This window comes from Nostoc sp. FACHB-888 (assembly GCF_014696655.1).
Classification (GTDB): domain Bacteria; phylum Cyanobacteriota; class Cyanobacteriia; order Cyanobacteriales; family Nostocaceae; genus Nostoc.
Genome location: NZ_JACJQM010000031.1, coordinates 46,991 through 64,928 on the forward strand (window position 1 = coordinate 46,991; position 17,938 = coordinate 64,928).

Below are 17,938 nucleotides of genomic sequence, written 5' to 3' on the forward strand. Positions count from 1 at the left end.
AAATTAAAGAATAATTAATCATTTCAGCTGACTATTACTGCTGAATACCCTGGCGAAACTCTCTAAGCGCTTCCAAGGGAGACGACAACAAAATACAACGATTGAGCAGGGATAAATCTAATTCTGGTAATAGCTCACTTGTAACAACTTTCTCATATTCTTGCTCTCGTAAGCAGTAAACTTCAATCGTGCCATCTTCCCAAAACCAAACTTCTGGGACTCCCATTAATTTGTACTTCTGTAACTTTATGGGACTACCGCTAGTAATCACTACTTCAATGCACAAGTCTGGTACAGGTTTGTCCATTCCAAAGCAATAAGATAAATCTGCTTGATATTCTACTATCTCAGGAATAACCTGGCTAAAACTCCCACTGGGAAAAAATTCAATGCCCTGTTCCAAGAAATACTGCCCCAAGAGCAAACCAGTTAAACACTTAATTGCCTCATGAGGCTTGCCAATACTCACAATTTCTAAGATACCCTCACAATAAAACAACCGCACTCCCGGTACATTTTCAAAGCTAGCTTGAATCGTTTTAAACTGTTCCCAACTTAATCCATGTTTGAAGAAGTGTTGTTCTTCTGGGAAGTTAACAGCATTTTCTAACGTTTGAGTCATAATATTTTTTACTCTCGCAGTTAGTACTCACGAAATTTATCTTATTTCCATCCTAAATCAAAACCAAATTATCCCGGTGAATCACGGTTTCCACACCCGCATAGCCTAAAATTGCGGAAATTTCCCGCGAATGACAGCCGCGAATCTTTTGCAATTCATCGCTGTTGTAATTCACAAGTCCTCTAGCAATTTCGTTACCGTTTATGTCACACAATTGCACTGCATCCTGTGTGCGAAACTCTCCTTCTACTAGCTTAATTCCAGCTGCTAATAACGATTTTCCCCCTAGAGAAATTGCCGCGATCGCACCTTCATCTAAATACAATTTACCCACAGGTAAAAGTCCGTAAGCTATCCAACGTTTACGCGCCGAAGTTGGTTCAGGTTGCGGTTCAAAATGCGTCCCAATCAGTTCACCTTGGATAATTTTTTCTATATTCTGGGGAAATCGCCCTTGGGTAATTACGGTACGAACTCCAGCAGCGATCGCAATTCTCGCAGCCGAAATTTTTGTTACCATACCGCCAGTGCCCCACTGAGAACCTTGGGAACCTGTTTGTATTTGTAATTGAGCTAATTCCTTAATACTACTCACTAAAGCGATCGGCCGCGCATCTGGTACCGAACGCGGATCGGCTGAGTATAACCTATCGACATCGGTAAGCAAAAATAGCCAATCTGCTTCTACTAGGCTGGCAACTAATGCCGAAAGGGTGTCATTATCACCAAATTTTAGTTCGTCTATGGCTACGGTATCATTTTCATTAACTATAGGTATAACTCCCAGTCCCAATAGTTCCTGAAAAGTGTTGTAGGCGTTAAGATAGCGGCTGCGCTGTACCAAGTCGCTGCGAGTTAGTAATACTTGAGCGATCGCCTGTTGCAGAGTAGTAAATAAATCATCGTATATCCGAATTAATCTGCCTTGTCCAACTGCTGCTACAGCCTGTTTTAGTGCGATCGCTTTAGGACGTTCAGTTAAGCCTAACCGCGCACAACCCACTCCCACAGCCCCAGAAGAAACCAAAATCACCCGGTGTCCTTGGTGTCTTAAATAACAGAGTGTTTCCGCCAAAGTAGCAATGGTAGAAAGTGCTAATTGTCCCGTTTCTGGTTGGGTTAGGCTCGAAGTACCGATTTTGACAACAATTGTTTTAGTCATTACTCATTGGTCATTGGTCATTAGTCATTAGTTATTGGTCATTAGTCATTAGTAACTGACGAATGACAAAGGACAAATGACTAAAGAAATTGTAAAGCGCCAATCCCTCTATAGTGAAGGCTGACGCTTTACGGGTTTATATTTATTTTGTATGCTGTAGGGTCTTATTTGGCTGACCCCATGTTATTAATACTTATGATCCCCGATTTTTGGATTCCAGTAAGATTCCTTAACCATTTTTTTAGATTTACTTTCCTGATGATTTTTTAGCGTTTGTGAATCTTGCTTTTCTTGGGGGTAATAGAAGCTCCAAGTATTTCAGATATCCAAACTTCAAAGTTGCGAACAGGATGAGAACGCAGGGCTGCGTCTGCATGGACAATCGGTTCAACTAGAATGGTAAACATCCCCAAGCGATTACCTGCTATGACATCAGTAAATAAGCGATCGCCTACCATCCCCACTTGATGCACTGGTAGATCCATTCCCCTCAATGCTGCCCTAATTTTGCGTCGGGAGGGCTTGGCTGCACCTAAGTAGTAAGGTAGATTAAGCGATCGCGCAATTCCACCAATTCGCGCTTCACTCAGATTGTTACTCACCAAACACAATGCAGTACAGGTGCGAATTTGCTCCACCCAATCTTGTAGTTCTGGGGAAGCCAGCCCTACTTTAAAGGGTACTAAGGTTTCATCTACATCCAATACCAGCCCCTTAAGCCCGTATTTTTGGATAATATCTGGTGTTAGGTTCAACACTGAACCTTCTAAAATCAAGTCAGGCTGTAAAAGGTTGTTCCAGGCCATAGTCAACAGTTAAATTTAAATAGCTCTAGACAAATGAGCATAACCCAATATAGTTTAGTTAGTCGAACTCCATCCTAGAATATCTCCCTGAACATTTTGAGATAAAATCCCTAAAATTTTATCGATCTCTTTAATGTAATAATTATTTAAATCAATAAATATATCATTTTCTTCTAACTTCAAAAACTTCCAAATATCCCCCGTTGTTACCGCGCCATAAATTTTCCTAATTTCGTTTCCTTCTTGCTGATTAAATAATTCTGCTGCCAACATTGTCGCCGCACATTGACCTAATCCACCCTTAATATTTTCATTTTTAGCTCCAATAATAACCACCACAGGCACATTAATTGTTAATTGCTCTTTAGCACGGCTGATGATAAAATCACAATAGCCATTTAGACCTTTTTCGGCATCTACATTAAAATCTGTCCCTGAAAATAAACTAATTGGATAATTAGCCCTGCGTCTTACCTCCAACAAAATCGGAGTGATAATCATTTCTGAACGAGCTTTTTCAGTATTAATTGCTAAAGCCAGTTCTGCCGTTTCTTCTAAAGAATTTATGAGTTTCTCGCTTGGCTGTAAAGGTTCTATGTGGGCACATAAATCAGTTTCTTCATCAATGTGGATGCTGAATGACTTTTTAAATTTACTTAATGTAAAGTCACTATAAGCCATTTTCAGCACCTCATACCAATTTTGGATTTTGCGGAAAGTTGTAAGGAGGGTTTCCCTCCGTAGCAAACTTTTCAAGACGGATAATTGAATTGAAAATCACGATCAAAATGCTTTTTTCAGAATCTTAAACAACACTAATTCTCCCAATTTAATGTCAATGTTTCATGGCTTCCACATTGAATGGGATATGGTAAAAGGTTTAGCTAAATTTTGATTACAATGAAAATTTTCAATTAAAAAATTCAAAATGTAACATTTCCATTTTGAATTTTTAATCTTATTCCACTTCATTAAAAAGATGTTCTTCTAACAGAGGCTGCACTTTGCGAAACTCCTCTGGAGAAAGTAATTCAGGCTCACCTGTTTTAGCTATTCGTGCAAAAAACAACAAAGGATCGAGGGGTGTATAAATTGCATACTCCTGATCTTCATCATAGAAGCTAGCGAGTAGCTGTAATTGTTCTGGATCTAAATCTGCCTCTTCGTCTTCGATTTCTAAGGTGAAGAGTTCTGATTCTTCAACGGGCGGTAAATCACCTGCAACAGTCAGAGCATAAGCTGTATTCTTTAATACCAAGTTTTGCTCAGATAGTACAGCTTGAGCAGTGGCAAAAATTTGCTCAATGATGTTGTCATCTTCTACCAGAACCGCTTCTTCTTCCTCACCGTCACCTTCCCAAGAAAAAATTTCTACAGGTGAGTCTACAGGAAGAAGTAAAACATATTCTTGTTCATCGACTTCGAGGGAATGCTCTATGTAACATTCGAGCGATCGCCCTTTATCATCGGTTAAAGTGATGGAACCCGCATGAGCGTTATCATTTTCTTCAGGAAATGGAGAGGAAAACATAGCCGAAATGTAGAAATTTAATAAATACCAGCAACTTTGTAAAACGCTTAACTATTGAACGACATAATTATGCCAATTAAATAGCATTATACGTAGATACAACTGCTGGCTAATCGTTTTCAGAATATCATGTTAAAAGGTATCAATATTCAATAGCCGCAACTGAACTGTGGGAGTTAGCACGCTTAACATCCAACCATTGTTGTAAAATCAAAGCGGCTGCCTTGCGGTCAATCAAACCTTTATGGCGTGACGGGGAGCGGTTCTCAGCTATCAGCAGTTGTTCTGCTTGAAATGAAGTTAATCGCTCATCCACATATTCCACAGGCAGTTTCAGTGCTTTAGCAAGTCTTGTAGTAAATTTCTGAACTTGACGTGCCTGAAATCCTAATGAGCCATCCATTGAATAAGGTAAGCCCATAACTAGGATTTGCACCTCTCGCTCATTAACTATTTGCCGGATTTGCTCGACATCCTGCTCAAAAGATGTGCGTTCAATTGTGGTAATCCCCGTAGCAATTAAACCCGTGCGATCGCACCCTGCTACTCCAATTCGCTTGCGACCAAAATCTAGTCCCAAAGCTGAAATAAATGGTTTTGCTTGCTGCTGGGATATCACGCTAATTCTCCTGCTGTGCATCTGCTGATTCAGGGATCGACGATGCTTCCATGCTAGGGTTTTTTCCCGAAAAGTTAATCGGCTCTGACAAGCTTTGCAGTGGTTTATCTGACAATGGCAACTTTGCTGATTGTATCCATGACATCCCACCTGGTATAGGTTTACGTGCTGGTTGTAAACCTTGCAGCATATCAGTCCACTGAATTCCTTCTAAGGAGACAAATTTAGACTCCCGTAGCTTGTGCCACACAGAACGGGACATAACTAATGTATGTTCTATGCGTTTTGCCCCAATTCGTTCCAAATATTCTTCTCGCTCTGCCTGATAGTCTGAGGAAGCTAATTGTAACCCTTGTTGGGGAAAATCTTGGGTAATCCGAGCCAGCTGAGATAATAATTCTGGATACAGCCAAGTATAAGCGGGATGAACCGTCAGCGTTGCGACGTGCGGAACTTCACCCTTCCGATCAAGTTGCACCTGAAAATAGCCGATCGCAGCTTTGCGTTGCGGTTCAAATACGTAACCACTTACTACTTCTGTTTTGCTCACCCATTGCATTACTGCATCAGTTAAAGCACCGAACAAACTGGTTTTAAAGTCGCGGGTGTTACGGTCAAAAACCTGACGTACCAAAGGTGGCATAGATGCCGTATCTAGTTGATATAGCAACTGGGCATCAGCATTACTTACTGGCAAGAGGTTGGGTAAGTCTGGCTCTGCTTGTGCCAATTCAGTTAGTAATTCTGGCTCAATTTCCCAGTACGTCATTTCTGCCAGACGTTGGAATCCATTTTGTCGATATAGTGCTAGCGCCTCTATATCGTTGATATTAACTTCCAGTAACCAAGTGCGAGCTTCTAGAATCGATTCAAAGCAATGACGCAAAAGTTGCGAACCAACTCCTTGTTTATCGACACCACGCTCTAACAGCACTTGATCAATCCGCCATGTACTGCGTGTCCGGTTAAACGGTGACACTTGAATCATTCCTAGAAGCAACCGCCCTTGCTCTGCTATGTAGGCACAGAGGCGATACTGTAGCGGGTTAGGAAACCAACTCAAAAATTTGAGTAATCCATACCAGCGACGCAGCCTTTGCATCTGGCTGATGGCAAAACCTGCTCCCTTGGGAGTAAGGGCTGCGAATGACTCTTGAGTTATGCGCTCAATCCCGTCCAGATCCCGGTATTGGACTGGTCGGATAACAACGCTGAGGTTTCTGGGAAGTAATGAAGTCATTTTTATTCGAGCCGCTATTTAGCCTTAAGTAACTGCTCTTCAAAGGAACTGCTGCAATAATTATTTTAACTAGTTTCTGCTCTCTACTATTGCGCCAAAAGGGTGATTTTAGTAACTCAATACTGAAAAAAGCAGAAAAAGCAGACCTTGTGAGAACACCATTGGCATTAACCCAACATCTGCCTTTATTTTATTTGAATTTTGATTAAAATTTGTATATATTTATAACCCTTGTCGAGAAACTAGCTTTTCAAAGTGGGCTTGGGTTTGATGGAGTAACTGCTGGCGACTATCTACCAGTGTTTGCTTCAGGGTTGGAACAAGATTACGAGCTTGCAGAGTCATATGAAGTTGCAGGTTGGCAACATATTCACTGAAATCTTGATTCATTTCATCTGCGCCCGCATCTGTTAATAAATTTAATTCCATTGCCACTGTATTCTCCTGTGTTAATCCTGTGCTGTCTCTCTTCATCACCAAAAACTATCATGTTGTTTGGACTAACTTCTTAATTTGCAATGAAGTTTAACGCTTCTTAGGGATAGCCCATTAAAATCTCAAACCAACACCACCTTGTACAGAGATAGCTGTACCACCGCTATCACGGTAGGCATCAAAAGCGATAATGGCGTTGCCAAAAAGGACTGTATTGCTATTTGGGATCACATAATCAATGCCTGGTTGTAAAGCAAAACTAATTTTGTCGCCCACAGGAGAGGAGCCACCACCACTAGCCAACACCAACCCAGCACCCAGATAAGCATCCGCTTGCCAGTTAAGGGGTAAATCGTAAGAAACCGTTGGCACAACTGCCGTATTATTACCAATTAACACTTGAGCGCGGAGCGAAAGTGGTGCTTCCAAAAGCTTGTAGCGTCCAGCTATCACTCCTCCGAGTTGGATACCATCGGTAAAACCAACACTAGGGCCTATACCTATATAACTGCCATAAGCTACTTGAGCTTGTGCTGGTTTAGTACTCCCCAGACTCAAGACCAAGCTAGCCCCCAAAACTGAAACCAAATATGGAATATATTTCATAACCAAACTCCTCACACCAATTTGTCATTTGTCATTTGTCATTGGTAATTGGGCATCGGTTCTTCTCCCCCTGCTCCTTTGCCCCTCTGCTCCCCCTCCATTCTACGGGCAACGGGGATGAATGCCTCCTTGAGTACAAATGTACGCTAATTGCTTGGCATCTAAATTTTTGGCTTTAGTAAAATCAACTCCTTGAACTACGGTAGATACTGAGCCTAAATCTGGGGTTTTGACAAATTGATCTGCTGGATCTTGTTTGCTAGGAGCGAGAATTGCCCCCTTAAAATCTGCTCCAGCGACATTCGCCCCGCGTAAATCTGCAAGACTTAGGTCGGCATTTTGTAAGTTAACGTTTTCCATCTGGGCAGAACGCAAAACTGCACCAGCTAAACGAGTGGCGCTCAAGTTAGCATTGCTGAGATTCGCACGATCCAAATAGGCTCCTGATAAATCTGCCCCTTGCCAATCAGTGTTAATTAAATTGGCAAAGGATAATTGCGTTCCGATAGCAGTAACGCGACCTAAACGAGCAGCGTACAGATTGGCTTCGTTCAATTTAGCGTCACCTAAATCTGCTCCAGTCAAGCTGGCTTTTTCCAAAACTGCGTTTCGCAGATCGGCTCCTACTAGTTGGGTGCTGTTGAGTTTAGCGTCAATAAGACGCGCGTTGGATAAGTTAGCTCTGTTGAGAGTAGCGCGGCTCAAATCAGTACGGTTCATCAAGACGCGGCTGAGATTAGCATCAGTAAGATTGGCTTGCTGCAACTGAGCTTGGCTTAAATCAGCCATAACATCGTCGTAGGTATCCCAGCGCCCATCTTCACCCATGCCCCGAAAGCGGCTACCCTTAAAGCTGGCTTGGTTGAGATTTGCAGATTTAAACTTAACTCCTGATAAATCAAGGTTATCTAGTACCAAGTTGAAGAAGGAACTTCCTGGAGTACCGCTTTGACCTAATTGGGTGCTACTAAGGTCAACGCCCTCGATTTTACCGCTATAAACAGAGAGAATCTTGTTGATTGTCCGCTGGTTTCTTTGTAGCCGCCCTTGCCGCAATTCCCGTTCTTGGGTTGCAGTACTGCCCACAGACTCTAGTTCGCTAACCAGAAACTGATTCTTATTTTTTAATTCCGGGATGGCTTGGGGCCCGACAGTTGTCAAAGCTTGTTGAATCGTATCCAGGAGGCTGGGGTTGGTTTCGCTAACCAAAAGATCCGTCAGAAATTTAATGGACTGTGGGTCATTCAGACCACCCATAGCTAAAATTGCGCTTTGGCGTTGCTCATTAGTCGCCCCAGAGTTAGGAGTTAATTGTTTGACAAGTTCGAGGAACTGTTGGCTGTTGATTTGCTTAGTTGCTCGCTGGGATTGTTGAATTTGGATATAAACTTGAGTGCCGATTAAAGTTGCCAATACAGCAGTCATGCTCGTAAGCCCTACCCCAAACAAAGTCAGATTAGGATTTTGCTGTATGCGCCGCCATATATTAGGCGACTGGCTGGTTTGGGCTGCCGCTAATTCTTCTCCCTCCTGCGATTCTTCTGCTTCATCATTATCGCCAGTAGACTGAGCTTGTCTGTTGTTAGCTAAGAGTGAGGATGGTAAGGGGCGAGTCGCATCTATTGTATAAGTGCCTGCGAGTTGATCATGGAGTGCGCGACGCCCCCGGCGCGATGGTAAGCCTATCCCTTCACCCACAATCATTAACAAAGATAAAAGTGTGAATAATCCTAAATTCGGAAAAGCAAAGCTGTAGCGCCACAACAAATAGGCGATAGAAATGGGTACAGTCCAACGCCCAAATCCTTCTCTAATCACAACTGCCCCCAAACCAGGTGGTTTCCCTTGCTCGTTGACAACTCGTACTTTAAACCAACGTTTAGGAATTGTACTACCAGTCTTAGCCAGTAGATACAATTGCCACCACGAAAGCGTTACAGGCGCTAACAGGGCGATTATCCACAGAATATTAGTCGGCCATGCCACGTTACGGATGCCATAGCTTACAGGCAGAGCTAGGGGTCTAGCGATCGCTCTTTCTGTGACTACCAGCACGGGGTTAAGCGGCACTCGATTAAAATCGCTTCTAGAATTGGCATAGACACCAATGCCGAAGGGAATCAACCCACTGGTAACCACTAGTGTGATTTCAGCCGCCCAAGCAGCAAAACGTCTACTTGCTAGCAGCAGCGAACTGGCTCTTTCCGGTTGTTTTGACTGACCAGATTGATTACTTCTCCTGACAATTGGTGTCGTCATCGTATAATTCCCTTTAACATTATTTCTACGCCGCGATCGGCACAGTTAAAATAGACTAAACTTATCGGCAAAAAGAAAAGCATATTGAAATAGAATGCAGTCATAAGTCAGAAGCTTTTTGTATCATGGCTCCTGACTTCCATAACTACACGTATGCAAAGTAAATGCATATCAGCTTATTACTTACGTTGAAAGCTACTAGACACAAAAATTTTGTATCCAACATACACTAACACTGCCAAAAGTGCCAGACTAATTACAGATGCAACCAGTTTAAACACTGCTTGCAGCATTGCCAAGCCTACTAGCACCGTCACACCTGAAACTACCAGCTTTTTTGTCCCAGATAAGCTGTTGAACCAAATCTGAAATCGCTCCAGTTGCAAGTTAAACTTGGCAAAAACAGACTGAGGCATCTGTTTTTGCTCTTGTGGTTGGGGAACTACTTCCGGTGAAGAATTAATATCTGCCTCTAGCTTATTGAGGCGACGCTGTAAGTCTTCTTCTCTTTGAGGATTCATCAATCTTTTCTACCTCAGCTAGGTTACTTATTCCACAACAGACCAACCAAATTCTATTTTTGGTGGTTGTCTTAGTGATTTTAGCTAATGTCTGTGTGTGCAATACCTTTCTGGGCAGTAAAAATTATAATGATTTTTGGAATTTTAGCCTGTTACGGATTGAAGTGCAGAATGTCAGATAGAATATTTTGGTGTAAAAGCGTCACCAAGCATAGATATTTTGCACGATTAATGGTCTTTATGCCCATCAAATCTTCACAAATAACCCTTAAATAAATGGTATTACTTTATACAGTAGCTTTGGGAACCAAGATGGCTTGCTGTCGTCTATTAAATTAGACTGTATAACAATATTGCTCTAAAAAAATTTCGAGCATTAATTAAAATGAAAACGCTTAGGCTACTTGCAATTGTTCCCACAGCTTTGGCGATGAGTTTGGTGTTGACTGAGGCTAATTTGGCACAGACACCAACAATCAAAATTAATCGGAATCTCCAACCAGATCCACTGGTTTTGGACGGAAAGTCTGGGGGAACTGTTAAAAGTAATTGTGGCAATATTAGCACTGAACCCAATCAAGTTATTCAGGTTACAGAGTCACTACCTTATTTACGATTAACAGTAGAGAGTGAAGGCAAACCAACGCTATTGATCGATGGCCCTGGTGGACGCTTTTGTGTAATGGCAGATAAATATTCTGGAGGCAAGCCAGAACTTTCTGGTTTTTGGCAGGCAGGAACATACTCGCTGTTTGTGGGCGAACAATCCCAAGGAAAGCCAAACTTTAACTACACCCTCTCAATCTCGCAAGAAACAAAGAAATAGTCATTTGTCCTTTGCTAATGACCAATGACTAATGACTAATGACTAATCTTCCAGTGATTTGGCTGGGACTTCGACGGCTTTGACATCAATTGTGCCTTCTGGTGTGAAGCGCTGAAAATGACTATCTTGTACTAACAGTGACTCCCCACAGTTAGGACACTGCAACTGACTGTTATTTAAACCTGTAAATTCATATCTACAGACGGGACACTGGTCAGCAACCAAGTTGCGTTGCAGCCACCAACGAAAGCCAAAAAAAGCCACAATGGGTGCCAAAAACAGCAACCCGACAATAATTACCAACGACTTAACCAACCAACCCAAGCCCAGTGATGCCAGCAACCAAACAACTGCCAGCAAGGTGAGCCAAGGGCGGAGATTTAAAAGATTCAATTGAAATGATTTAAAGCTCATTTTTTAAATGTCGTCCTGCTCTCCTTCTAGGATAGCGATTTTAGTTATTGGTCATTGGTCATTTGTGATTTTGACTCAAATGGACTTCATTACTGAGGATAGAAGAATTTTTTGCAAGTGCTGTTGAAAGGCATCTATGCCAAACAGAGCGATCGCTTGTTCTCGTAGCCATTCTCCATTACATCGCTCGTCATCCCCTTTAAGCATTTCTATACAAGCTTCGGCTACAGCATCAGGACTGCGGTGCGGTACTCGCCACCCCAGTTTACCATCCTGTAAGGGGTCAGCCGAGCCATCGTCGTCACCGGATAATACAGGCACTCCACAAGCCATTGCCTCAAGATAAACTATACCAAAGCCTTCTTGCGAAGGCATAATATAAGCATCAGCAAGGCGGTAATGTTCCATTAATTCTTCTGTGGCAACGAAACCAGCAAATACGACGCGATCGCTCACACCTAAATATGCAGCTAGTTTAGCTAATCGCGGTTGGTCATCACCGCGACCAATTACTAAATATTTCACTTCTGGGAAAACCTGAGTGATTTGTGGTAATGCTCGAATCGTGACATCTACACCCTTGTAAATATCCCCTGACCATAACCGCGCTACTGTCATTAACACCTTAGCACCAGTTAAACCATACTTTTGGACTAATTCTGGCTGCTTGGAACCAAGAGTAAATTTATCCCCATCAATTGCACAAGGCATCATCTGTACCATTTTGGGGTTTAGATTATTAGCAGCACAAGCGCGATCGCGGCTGTAGCGGCTAATTGTCCAAATTCCAGCTGCTGATGTTAGGGCGCGACGTTCGTGATTTTTGAGGGGTTCCCAAACTTCTTTGCCGTAAGTTAGCACGGTGTAAGGAATTCCCAAAGGCTGGCAAAGAGTTTGTACTAACACTGCTAAGTTAATATGACCGCAGAAAACTTTCTGCGGACGGCTTTGCAACAGACATTTAAGTAAAGCTGCTGCCATTTGTAGTCTCCCCACATGAGGAGACTGATTTTTAAAGTAATGAAATTTTAAGTTCTCCTTTTCAAATGGATTTAAACTATCAGAACTATCTCGCAACAAAAAGACTTCCGCCTTGTAGGCTTGGCTTAATCCCAGATAAGCGCGAAAAATATCTTTTATATATGATTGAATACCACCTTCGTGGGCAAAAATTTCTAAAAACACGAAGACATGGTTAGTTTTTTTGTTAACTTTATCACCTACTTTGAGGTTTTCTGTCACTTTAATGATATTCATACTTAGGTTATTTATACTCGCGGTAAGGGCGCAATCACGTAGTGCCCTTTGTTCCTAGCCTTTCTTCAGGAAGCCTGCTTCGGGGCTGTAAAGGCGATCGCACCGTTTTGTAACCGCTCTAAATCTGTTTTTACCATTTTTTCTAAAAGTTCTTCAAAACTCACTTGGGGTTCCCAACCAAGGTTTCTTTTAGCTTTACTGGGGTTAGCTACTAGTTGAAAATGCTCATCCTGTCGTAAAAGACTGGTATTTAAGACTACATGATGCGTCCAATCCAATCCGACAGACTCAAAGGCTGTGGCAACTAAATCTCTAACACTGTGCAGTTTACCTGTGCCAATAACATATTCTTCTGGCTCATCGACTTGCAACATTAACCACATTGCCTCTACGTAATCTCCAGCAAAGCCCCAATCGCGTTTAGCATCTAAGTTACCCATTTCTAAGGTGTCAGTCAAACCCAATTTAATCGATGCAGCTGCTAAAGAAACTTTGCGTGTAACAAACTGAGGTGGCCGTAAAGGAGACTCATGGTTATATAAAATTCCACTACAAGCAAATAGCCCATAGCGCTGCCTGTGATGCACCATACTCCAGTGGGCGTGCATCTTAGCCGCAGCATAGGGATTTTTGGGGCGAAAAGGCGTTTCCTCATCTTGAGGCGAAACAAATACATCGCCAAACATTTCTGAACTGCTGGCTTGATAAAATCTGGTAGACAAACCAACCTGACGTACTGCTTCCAAAAGCCTAGTAGCCGTACCAGTTATCAAATCCAGGGTTCCTAATGGATCGTTCCAAGAGTCGGGTACAAAACTGGGAGCCGCTAAATTGTAAATTTCTTTGGGACGCAGTTGTTCAACTGCGGTCAATAGCGCCGCATTATCCCTCAAGTCAACCGTAAAAATTTCTACCTGATTTGCCAGTGTTCCCAGTTTTGTCAAATTAGGTTGTCGATGCGGAGGTACTAATCCTACAACTCGGTAACCCCGGTTGAGGAGCAAATGGCTGAGATAGTAGCCATCTTGCCCAGTTATTCCTGTAATTAGGGCTGTCTTAGTCATACATATTTTGTCCCCTATTCCTTCTATCTCTTTAAGCACAAAATGGCACTTGTTAGAGAGCAAAAAATAAAGCTCTCAATACTGCTGACAGATCCTAACAAGGGAGCAAGTATAACTCGAATGCTATCTTTACTGTATTCATTAATTCTTTTTATACAACAATATTTTTTAAGGCTTTACAAACAAATCATAATAACTCAGGAATTTAACTTAAAAAATATATTACCTTAATCCACGTATTATTGAAAAATGAGTATACTCTTATCAATCAAATAACTAGATATTTGATCAAATACTCCTTCCAGTAGTGCTTTTGTTTTAAAGTGAGTGGCTCAACTTTGGGTAATATCTCCCTTAGCCCAGCGACCATTATAGGAGAAATTCTGTTTGTCTTATTCCTAAATATAATCAAATTACGTGCAGCATTTCGTACAGAAGACTAGTACACTGTGGCGAAGTTTTGCCTAACTTTAACGATTTGCTCAAAGCAACTTGTTATGTTAACTGAGATAGTAGGTCGATTTAATGCCGTGTTGTACTAGCCCTTACAAGCTGCTGGTACTCCTTGCCTATTTAAAACCCCAAATTGGCATCAGAAGTATTTTTAACTTCCTTTACCTTTGACTGCTTCATTTTTACTTTTGTGCTTCTACTGAGTATTTGACGATTAGGAGGCAATTTCTACCATCTGCACCACGTTCGTATACAACACGATCAGCCAACCGCCGCAAGAGAAACCATCCATACCCGCCTACTTGTAGAGTACCTGGGACTGGCTCTGCGATCGCATCAGGATCGAAAGGTTTTCCATAATCCCAAATTCTAATCTCTAGTCGGTCAATCCAGAGATAAATATTGATTTCAATGGTAGTTTCTGGGGGTAAAGCATGATGAGCGTGACGAACAGCGTTGGTAAAACCTTCTGCTAGTGCTAAATTTAGGCGATCAAGTTGGGTTTTTGACCAGCCAAGTTGAGACAAATGTTGCAGACAAAATTGCTCAAACCATTCTTGCACGTGGTTTAGGAGACTGAGTTCGCTCTTAACCGTCAGATGGTCTTGCTGCACTATGCTAAACCTTAACTGTGAATTAGATATAAGTAAACCCAAGTTGCTAGTTATTAAATTTTGCACTATTCGGAGAATTTCTCTGATGATGATATAGAAGAATTTAAATTGAGATATTCTATGTTCCAAAATACAAAATATGAAAGATTTTGGCATTTCGAGGGTTGTAACTAGCAACTTACGTTAAGTAAATGAAAATTGTTTGTATTTGATGATTTTTGGTGATTTTAGATTTTGGAATAGCTTTTCCATCCAAAACTTTAGATATTCAGATGCAATCTGAATTATTAAAATTGACGCCTGTAAATTTCTTTCAAAAGCACATCTGCATCTACTTTTGAAACTCACAGGCGTCAAAACACTTTGTGGTGACTAATTTAGAATAGTCCCAAGGTCAAAGATTTATCCAATGGCAAGGCAGCACCAATACCCAGCCATATGGTGACAAGGGTACCAAAAAGGAAAACTGTGGTTGCAACTGGACGACGGAAGGGATTTTGGAACTTATTAACATTCTCAATAAAGGGAACGAGGATTAGCCCCACTGGTACCGAACCCATTGCTAACACTCCTAAAAGTTTGTTAGGAAGCGATCGCAAAATTTGGAAAACTGGATACAAGTACCACTCTGGTAAAATTTCCAATGGTGTGGCGAACGGATTTGCTGGTTCACCGGTCATAGCGGGATCTAGCACAGCTAGAGCTACAATCGCAGCGAAGGAACCCATGATCACGATTGGAAATACGTAAAGTAGGTCATTAGGCCAAGCGGGTTCACCATAGTAGTTGTGACCCATGCCTTTAGCGAGTTTAGCTCTTAACTGAGGATCGCTCAGGTCAGGTTTTTTTTGTGTTGACATTTTGAAATGTGCTCTCCTGCTTAAGTTAAATTAAAGCATTTGTGAAAGCTATCAGCTACTAGGCAACTCTAGCAGGCAGCAAACAGTGCTTGTCTATTTCCGGTCAGCCGCCTGGAGAGTCTCTACAGCTTTAGGCTTCAGATACAAGTGTTTGTTTTTTGGAACTTATGTACAATTAATTTCTCGTGTTTCATAAGTTTAGAACAAACAACTTCATCTGAAAACTGATAAGTGTTGCCGAGAGCTAATAACTGAGATTACAAAGGACCGGAAATGCCTTGCTTGCGGATCATCAAGAAGTGAAACAGCATGAAGACTGCAATCAACCAAGGCAGCACAAATGTGTGTGCGCTGTAGTAACGAGTTAGTGTTGCTTGACCAACACTCGAACCGCCGCGCAGCAGGTCGGAGATCAGAACGCCAACCACGGGAATTGCTTCTGGTACACCGCTAACGATTTTCACAGCCCAGTAGCCAACTTGATCCCAAGGTAGGGAATAGCCGGTAACTCCAAAGGAAACTGTGATCACAGCCAGGATTACGCCACTTATCCAGGTCAATTCGCGGGGCTTTTTGAAACCACCAGTCAGATAAACCCGGAAGGTGTGCAAAATCATCATCAATACCATCATGCTGGCAGACCAGCGATGGATGGAGCGAATTAGCCAACCGAAGTTGACTTCATTCATGATGTACTCCACTGAGGAGAAAGCTTCAGTGACTGTTGGCCTGTAGTAGAATGTCATCGCGAATCCAGTAGCAAACTGGATGAGAAAGCAAACCAGGGTAATTCCACCCAGGCAGTAGAAGATGTTGACGTGAGGAGGGACGTACTTGCTAGTAACGTCTTCAGCGAGTGCCTGAATCTCCAGGCGTTCCTCAAACCAGTCGGAAACGTTGGCCATACAATCTCAAATTCCTAAAAGTCGGTTGCGGTTGATAAATCCCGAAGTTCTAAATCGGCGACCAAAATTCTGATGGTCTCAAGCCTCGGCATCCTGCGGGTTTGCCTTTAGGTTTTCCCGTTCGACAAAGGGGTTGCCACAGGCTAGGGTTCTCATAAGCCACCGCTCAGACTTCTCTCCCAATTAGCAATTTTGGGATTTTAGTAAAGGCGAGTTTTTTTGGTTGTCAGCTTTCAGGGTGCTAAGAGTCTTCAGAAACTTTACACTCTGTAAAGATGGAATATATTGCGATCTCTTTACGCCCCTGCACAGAAAATGGTGGACACAAAGTAGATTTTATCCTTTCGTGAGTGAATACAACGCATCAGTTGACTGAACAACTTGATGAGAGAAATGCACCACTTCTATAAAAAAAGTAACATAATCGAGAGATAGATTTCATCAACAACAGGGGAAGTGGGCATTTATAGGCAATTTGGGTTGAGGTGGAATTGATAATGGGTTTCATGAACAAACAAGTCTTTCGGGTTGGATTTTCATTGCTAATGGCGTTTTGGTTGGCGTTTGGTACGCTCACACTGCCAGCGATGGCTTTAACGTCGGAACAAAAGCTGGTTTCGGAAGTTTGGCGAATTGTTAATCGCACTTATCTAGATGAGACGTTTAATCATCAAAACTGGGCGGCTGTGCGGCAGAAGGTTTTAGAGAAGCCACTGTCGGACTCAAATGCCAGTTATGCGGCAATTGCGAAGATGCTCAAGAGCCTCGATGATCCTTTTACGCGCTTTTTAGATCCAGAACAGTACCGCAGCTTACAGGTCAATACTTCTGGAGAACTGACTGGGGTAGGATTGCAAATTGCCCTAAATCCTGAGACTGGAAAGTTGGAAGTAGTGGCTCCTATTGCAGGTTCACCAGCAGATAAAGCGGGAATTAGACCACGCGATCGCATTATCAAAATTGAAGGCATTTCCACAGAAAATCTGACCCTTGATGAAGCTGCGACCAGAATGCGTGGGCCGAGTGGCAGCCTTGTTACTCTCCTCATCGAACGCGACGGAGAACCAGAAACGGAAATTAGATTAACGCGCGATCGCATTGCTCTTAATCCTGTGGTTTCAGAATTGCGTGTTTCCACTGAGGGTACGCCCATTGGCTACCTTCGTCTTACTCAATTCAATGCTAACGCTTCAACAGAATTGGCACACGCTATTTCTAGTTTAGAAAAAAAAGGTGCTGATGCCTACATTCTAGATTTACGAAATAATCCTGGGGGGTTATTACAATCAGGAATTGAAATCGCCCGGCTGTGGTTAGACTCTGGCACTATTGTCTACACTGTTAACCGACAAGGCATTCAAGGAAGTTTTGAAGCCTTTGGGCCAGCCTTGACAAACGATCCTCTGGTGATTTTGGTGAATCAAGGAACTGCCAGTGCTAGTGAAATTCTTGCAGGGGCACTCCAAGATAATGGTCGTGCCCAGTTAGTAGGTGAAACCACTTTTGGAAAGGGTCTAATTCAATCCTTATTTGAATTATCAGATGGTTCGGGCTTGGCAGTCACAATTGCTAAGTATGAAACTCCTCAACACCGGGATATTAACAAATTAGGTATTAAACCAGATAAAGTGATTTCCCAAGGCCTAATTAACCGGGAACAGATTGGCACTGAAGCGGATTTACAATATCAAACAGCAGTGGAACTTTTGAATAAAAACTCAGTGGTGGCGGGAAAGGTTTAAAA

Annotated in this window: 19 protein-coding genes; 2 read left to right on the forward strand and 17 right to left on the reverse strand. The window is 42.3% G+C overall.

What is annotated here, in order from left to right; all coding sequences use genetic code 11:
• Nucleotides 1-34: 34 nt before the first annotated feature.
• The 11 genes from H6G26_RS19705 to H6G26_RS19755 all read right to left on the reverse strand — a co-directional run bounded on the left by H6G26_RS19705 (nt 35) and on the right by H6G26_RS19755 (nt 9,801).
• Complete coding sequence (locus tag H6G26_RS19705) at nt 35-622, reverse strand: Uma2 family endonuclease (protein ID WP_190730868.1); 588 nt, start codon at nt 620-622, stop codon at nt 35-37.
• 52 nt (nt 623-674) lie between these two features.
• Nucleotides 675-1,784: a glutamate 5-kinase gene (gene proB, locus H6G26_RS19710; protein WP_190730869.1), complete on the reverse strand. Its 1,110-nt coding sequence runs from the start codon at nt 1,782-1,784 to the stop codon at nt 675-677.
• A 266-nt stretch (nt 1,785-2,050) separates the two neighbouring features.
• Nucleotides 2,051-2,590 carry a YqeG family HAD IIIA-type phosphatase gene (locus tag H6G26_RS19715; protein ID WP_190730870.1) on the reverse strand — a complete coding sequence of 180 codons (540 nt, stop codon included), beginning with the start codon at nt 2,588-2,590 and terminating at the stop codon, nt 2,051-2,053.
• 54 nt (nt 2,591-2,644) lie between these two features.
• Nucleotides 2,645-3,271, reverse strand: coding sequence for a hypothetical protein (locus H6G26_RS19720; RefSeq protein ID WP_190730871.1), 627 nt, complete (start codon nt 3,269-3,271; stop codon nt 2,645-2,647).
• A 277-nt stretch (nt 3,272-3,548) separates the two neighbouring features.
• Nucleotides 3,549-4,121, reverse strand: a complete 573-nt coding sequence (locus tag H6G26_RS19725; RefSeq protein ID WP_190730872.1) for a DUF3727 domain-containing protein — start codon at nt 4,119-4,121, stop codon at nt 3,549-3,551.
• Between the two features lie 142 nt (nt 4,122-4,263).
• On the reverse strand, nt 4,264-4,740 hold the full coding sequence (ruvX, locus tag H6G26_RS19730; protein WP_347242482.1) for a Holliday junction resolvase RuvX: 477 nt from the start codon (nt 4,738-4,740) through the stop codon (nt 4,264-4,266).
• Nucleotide 4,741: 1 nt separating this feature from the next.
• Nucleotides 4,742-5,980, reverse strand: coding sequence for a GNAT family N-acetyltransferase (locus H6G26_RS19735; protein WP_190730874.1), 1,239 nt, complete (start codon nt 5,978-5,980; stop codon nt 4,742-4,744).
• A 222-nt stretch (nt 5,981-6,202) separates the two neighbouring features.
• The gene (locus H6G26_RS19740; RefSeq protein ID WP_190730899.1) at nt 6,203-6,409 is read right to left on the reverse strand and encodes a hypothetical protein; all 207 of its coding nucleotides are present in this window, start codon (nt 6,407-6,409) and stop codon (nt 6,203-6,205) included.
• Nucleotides 6,410-6,529: 120 nt separating this feature from the next.
• Entirely contained in the window at nt 6,530-7,021 is a 492-nt protein-coding gene (locus H6G26_RS19745; protein ID WP_190730875.1) for a hypothetical protein, read from the reverse strand.
• Between the two features lie 102 nt (nt 7,022-7,123).
• Nucleotides 7,124-9,280 (reverse strand): pentapeptide repeat-containing protein, encoded by a 2,157-nt coding sequence (locus H6G26_RS19750; RefSeq protein WP_190730876.1) that lies wholly within the window; start codon nt 9,278-9,280, stop codon nt 7,124-7,126.
• Between the two features lie 179 nt (nt 9,281-9,459).
• Nucleotides 9,460-9,801: a hypothetical protein gene (locus H6G26_RS19755; protein WP_190730877.1), complete on the reverse strand. Its 342-nt coding sequence runs from the start codon at nt 9,799-9,801 to the stop codon at nt 9,460-9,462.
• A 385-nt stretch (nt 9,802-10,186) separates the two neighbouring features.
• Here H6G26_RS19755 and H6G26_RS19760 point away from each other — a divergent pair, with 385 nt between their 5' ends.
• Nucleotides 10,187-10,627 carry a hypothetical protein gene (locus tag H6G26_RS19760; RefSeq protein ID WP_190730878.1) on the forward strand — a complete coding sequence of 147 codons (441 nt, stop codon included), beginning with the start codon at nt 10,187-10,189 and terminating at the stop codon, nt 10,625-10,627.
• Nucleotides 10,628-10,669: 42 nt separating this feature from the next.
• On the opposite strand, the gene H6G26_RS19765 is transcribed toward H6G26_RS19760, so the two are convergent.
• The 6 genes from H6G26_RS19765 to petB all read right to left on the reverse strand — a co-directional run bounded on the left by H6G26_RS19765 (nt 10,670) and on the right by petB (nt 16,194).
• Nucleotides 10,670-11,041, reverse strand: a complete 372-nt coding sequence (locus H6G26_RS19765; RefSeq protein ID WP_190730879.1) for a hypothetical protein — start codon at nt 11,039-11,041, stop codon at nt 10,670-10,672.
• Between the two features lie 75 nt (nt 11,042-11,116).
• Nucleotides 11,117-12,298, reverse strand: a complete 1,182-nt coding sequence (locus H6G26_RS19770) for a glycosyltransferase family 4 protein (RefSeq protein WP_190730880.1) — start codon at nt 12,296-12,298, stop codon at nt 11,117-11,119.
• Nucleotides 12,299-12,363: 65 nt separating this feature from the next.
• Complete coding sequence (locus H6G26_RS19775) at nt 12,364-13,362, reverse strand: GDP-mannose 4,6-dehydratase (protein ID WP_190730881.1); 999 nt, start codon at nt 13,360-13,362, stop codon at nt 12,364-12,366.
• 635 nt (nt 13,363-13,997) lie between these two features.
• Complete coding sequence (locus H6G26_RS19780) at nt 13,998-14,495, reverse strand: anti-sigma regulatory factor (protein ID WP_347242483.1); 498 nt, start codon at nt 14,493-14,495, stop codon at nt 13,998-14,000.
• A gap of 311 nt (nt 14,496-14,806) precedes the next feature.
• Nucleotides 14,807-15,289, reverse strand: a complete 483-nt coding sequence (gene petD, locus H6G26_RS19785; protein WP_190730883.1) for a cytochrome b6-f complex subunit IV — start codon at nt 15,287-15,289, stop codon at nt 14,807-14,809.
• Between the two features lie 257 nt (nt 15,290-15,546).
• Nucleotides 15,547-16,194, reverse strand: coding sequence for a cytochrome b6 (gene petB, locus H6G26_RS19790; RefSeq protein ID WP_094332660.1), 648 nt, complete (start codon nt 16,192-16,194; stop codon nt 15,547-15,549).
• Nucleotides 16,195-16,691: 497 nt separating this feature from the next.
• Between petB and ctpA the strand changes: the two genes are divergently transcribed.
• Complete coding sequence (ctpA, locus tag H6G26_RS19795; protein ID WP_190730884.1) at nt 16,692-17,936, forward strand: carboxyl-terminal processing protease CtpA; 1,245 nt, start codon at nt 16,692-16,694, stop codon at nt 17,934-17,936.
• Nucleotides 17,937-17,938 lie beyond the last annotated feature (2 nt).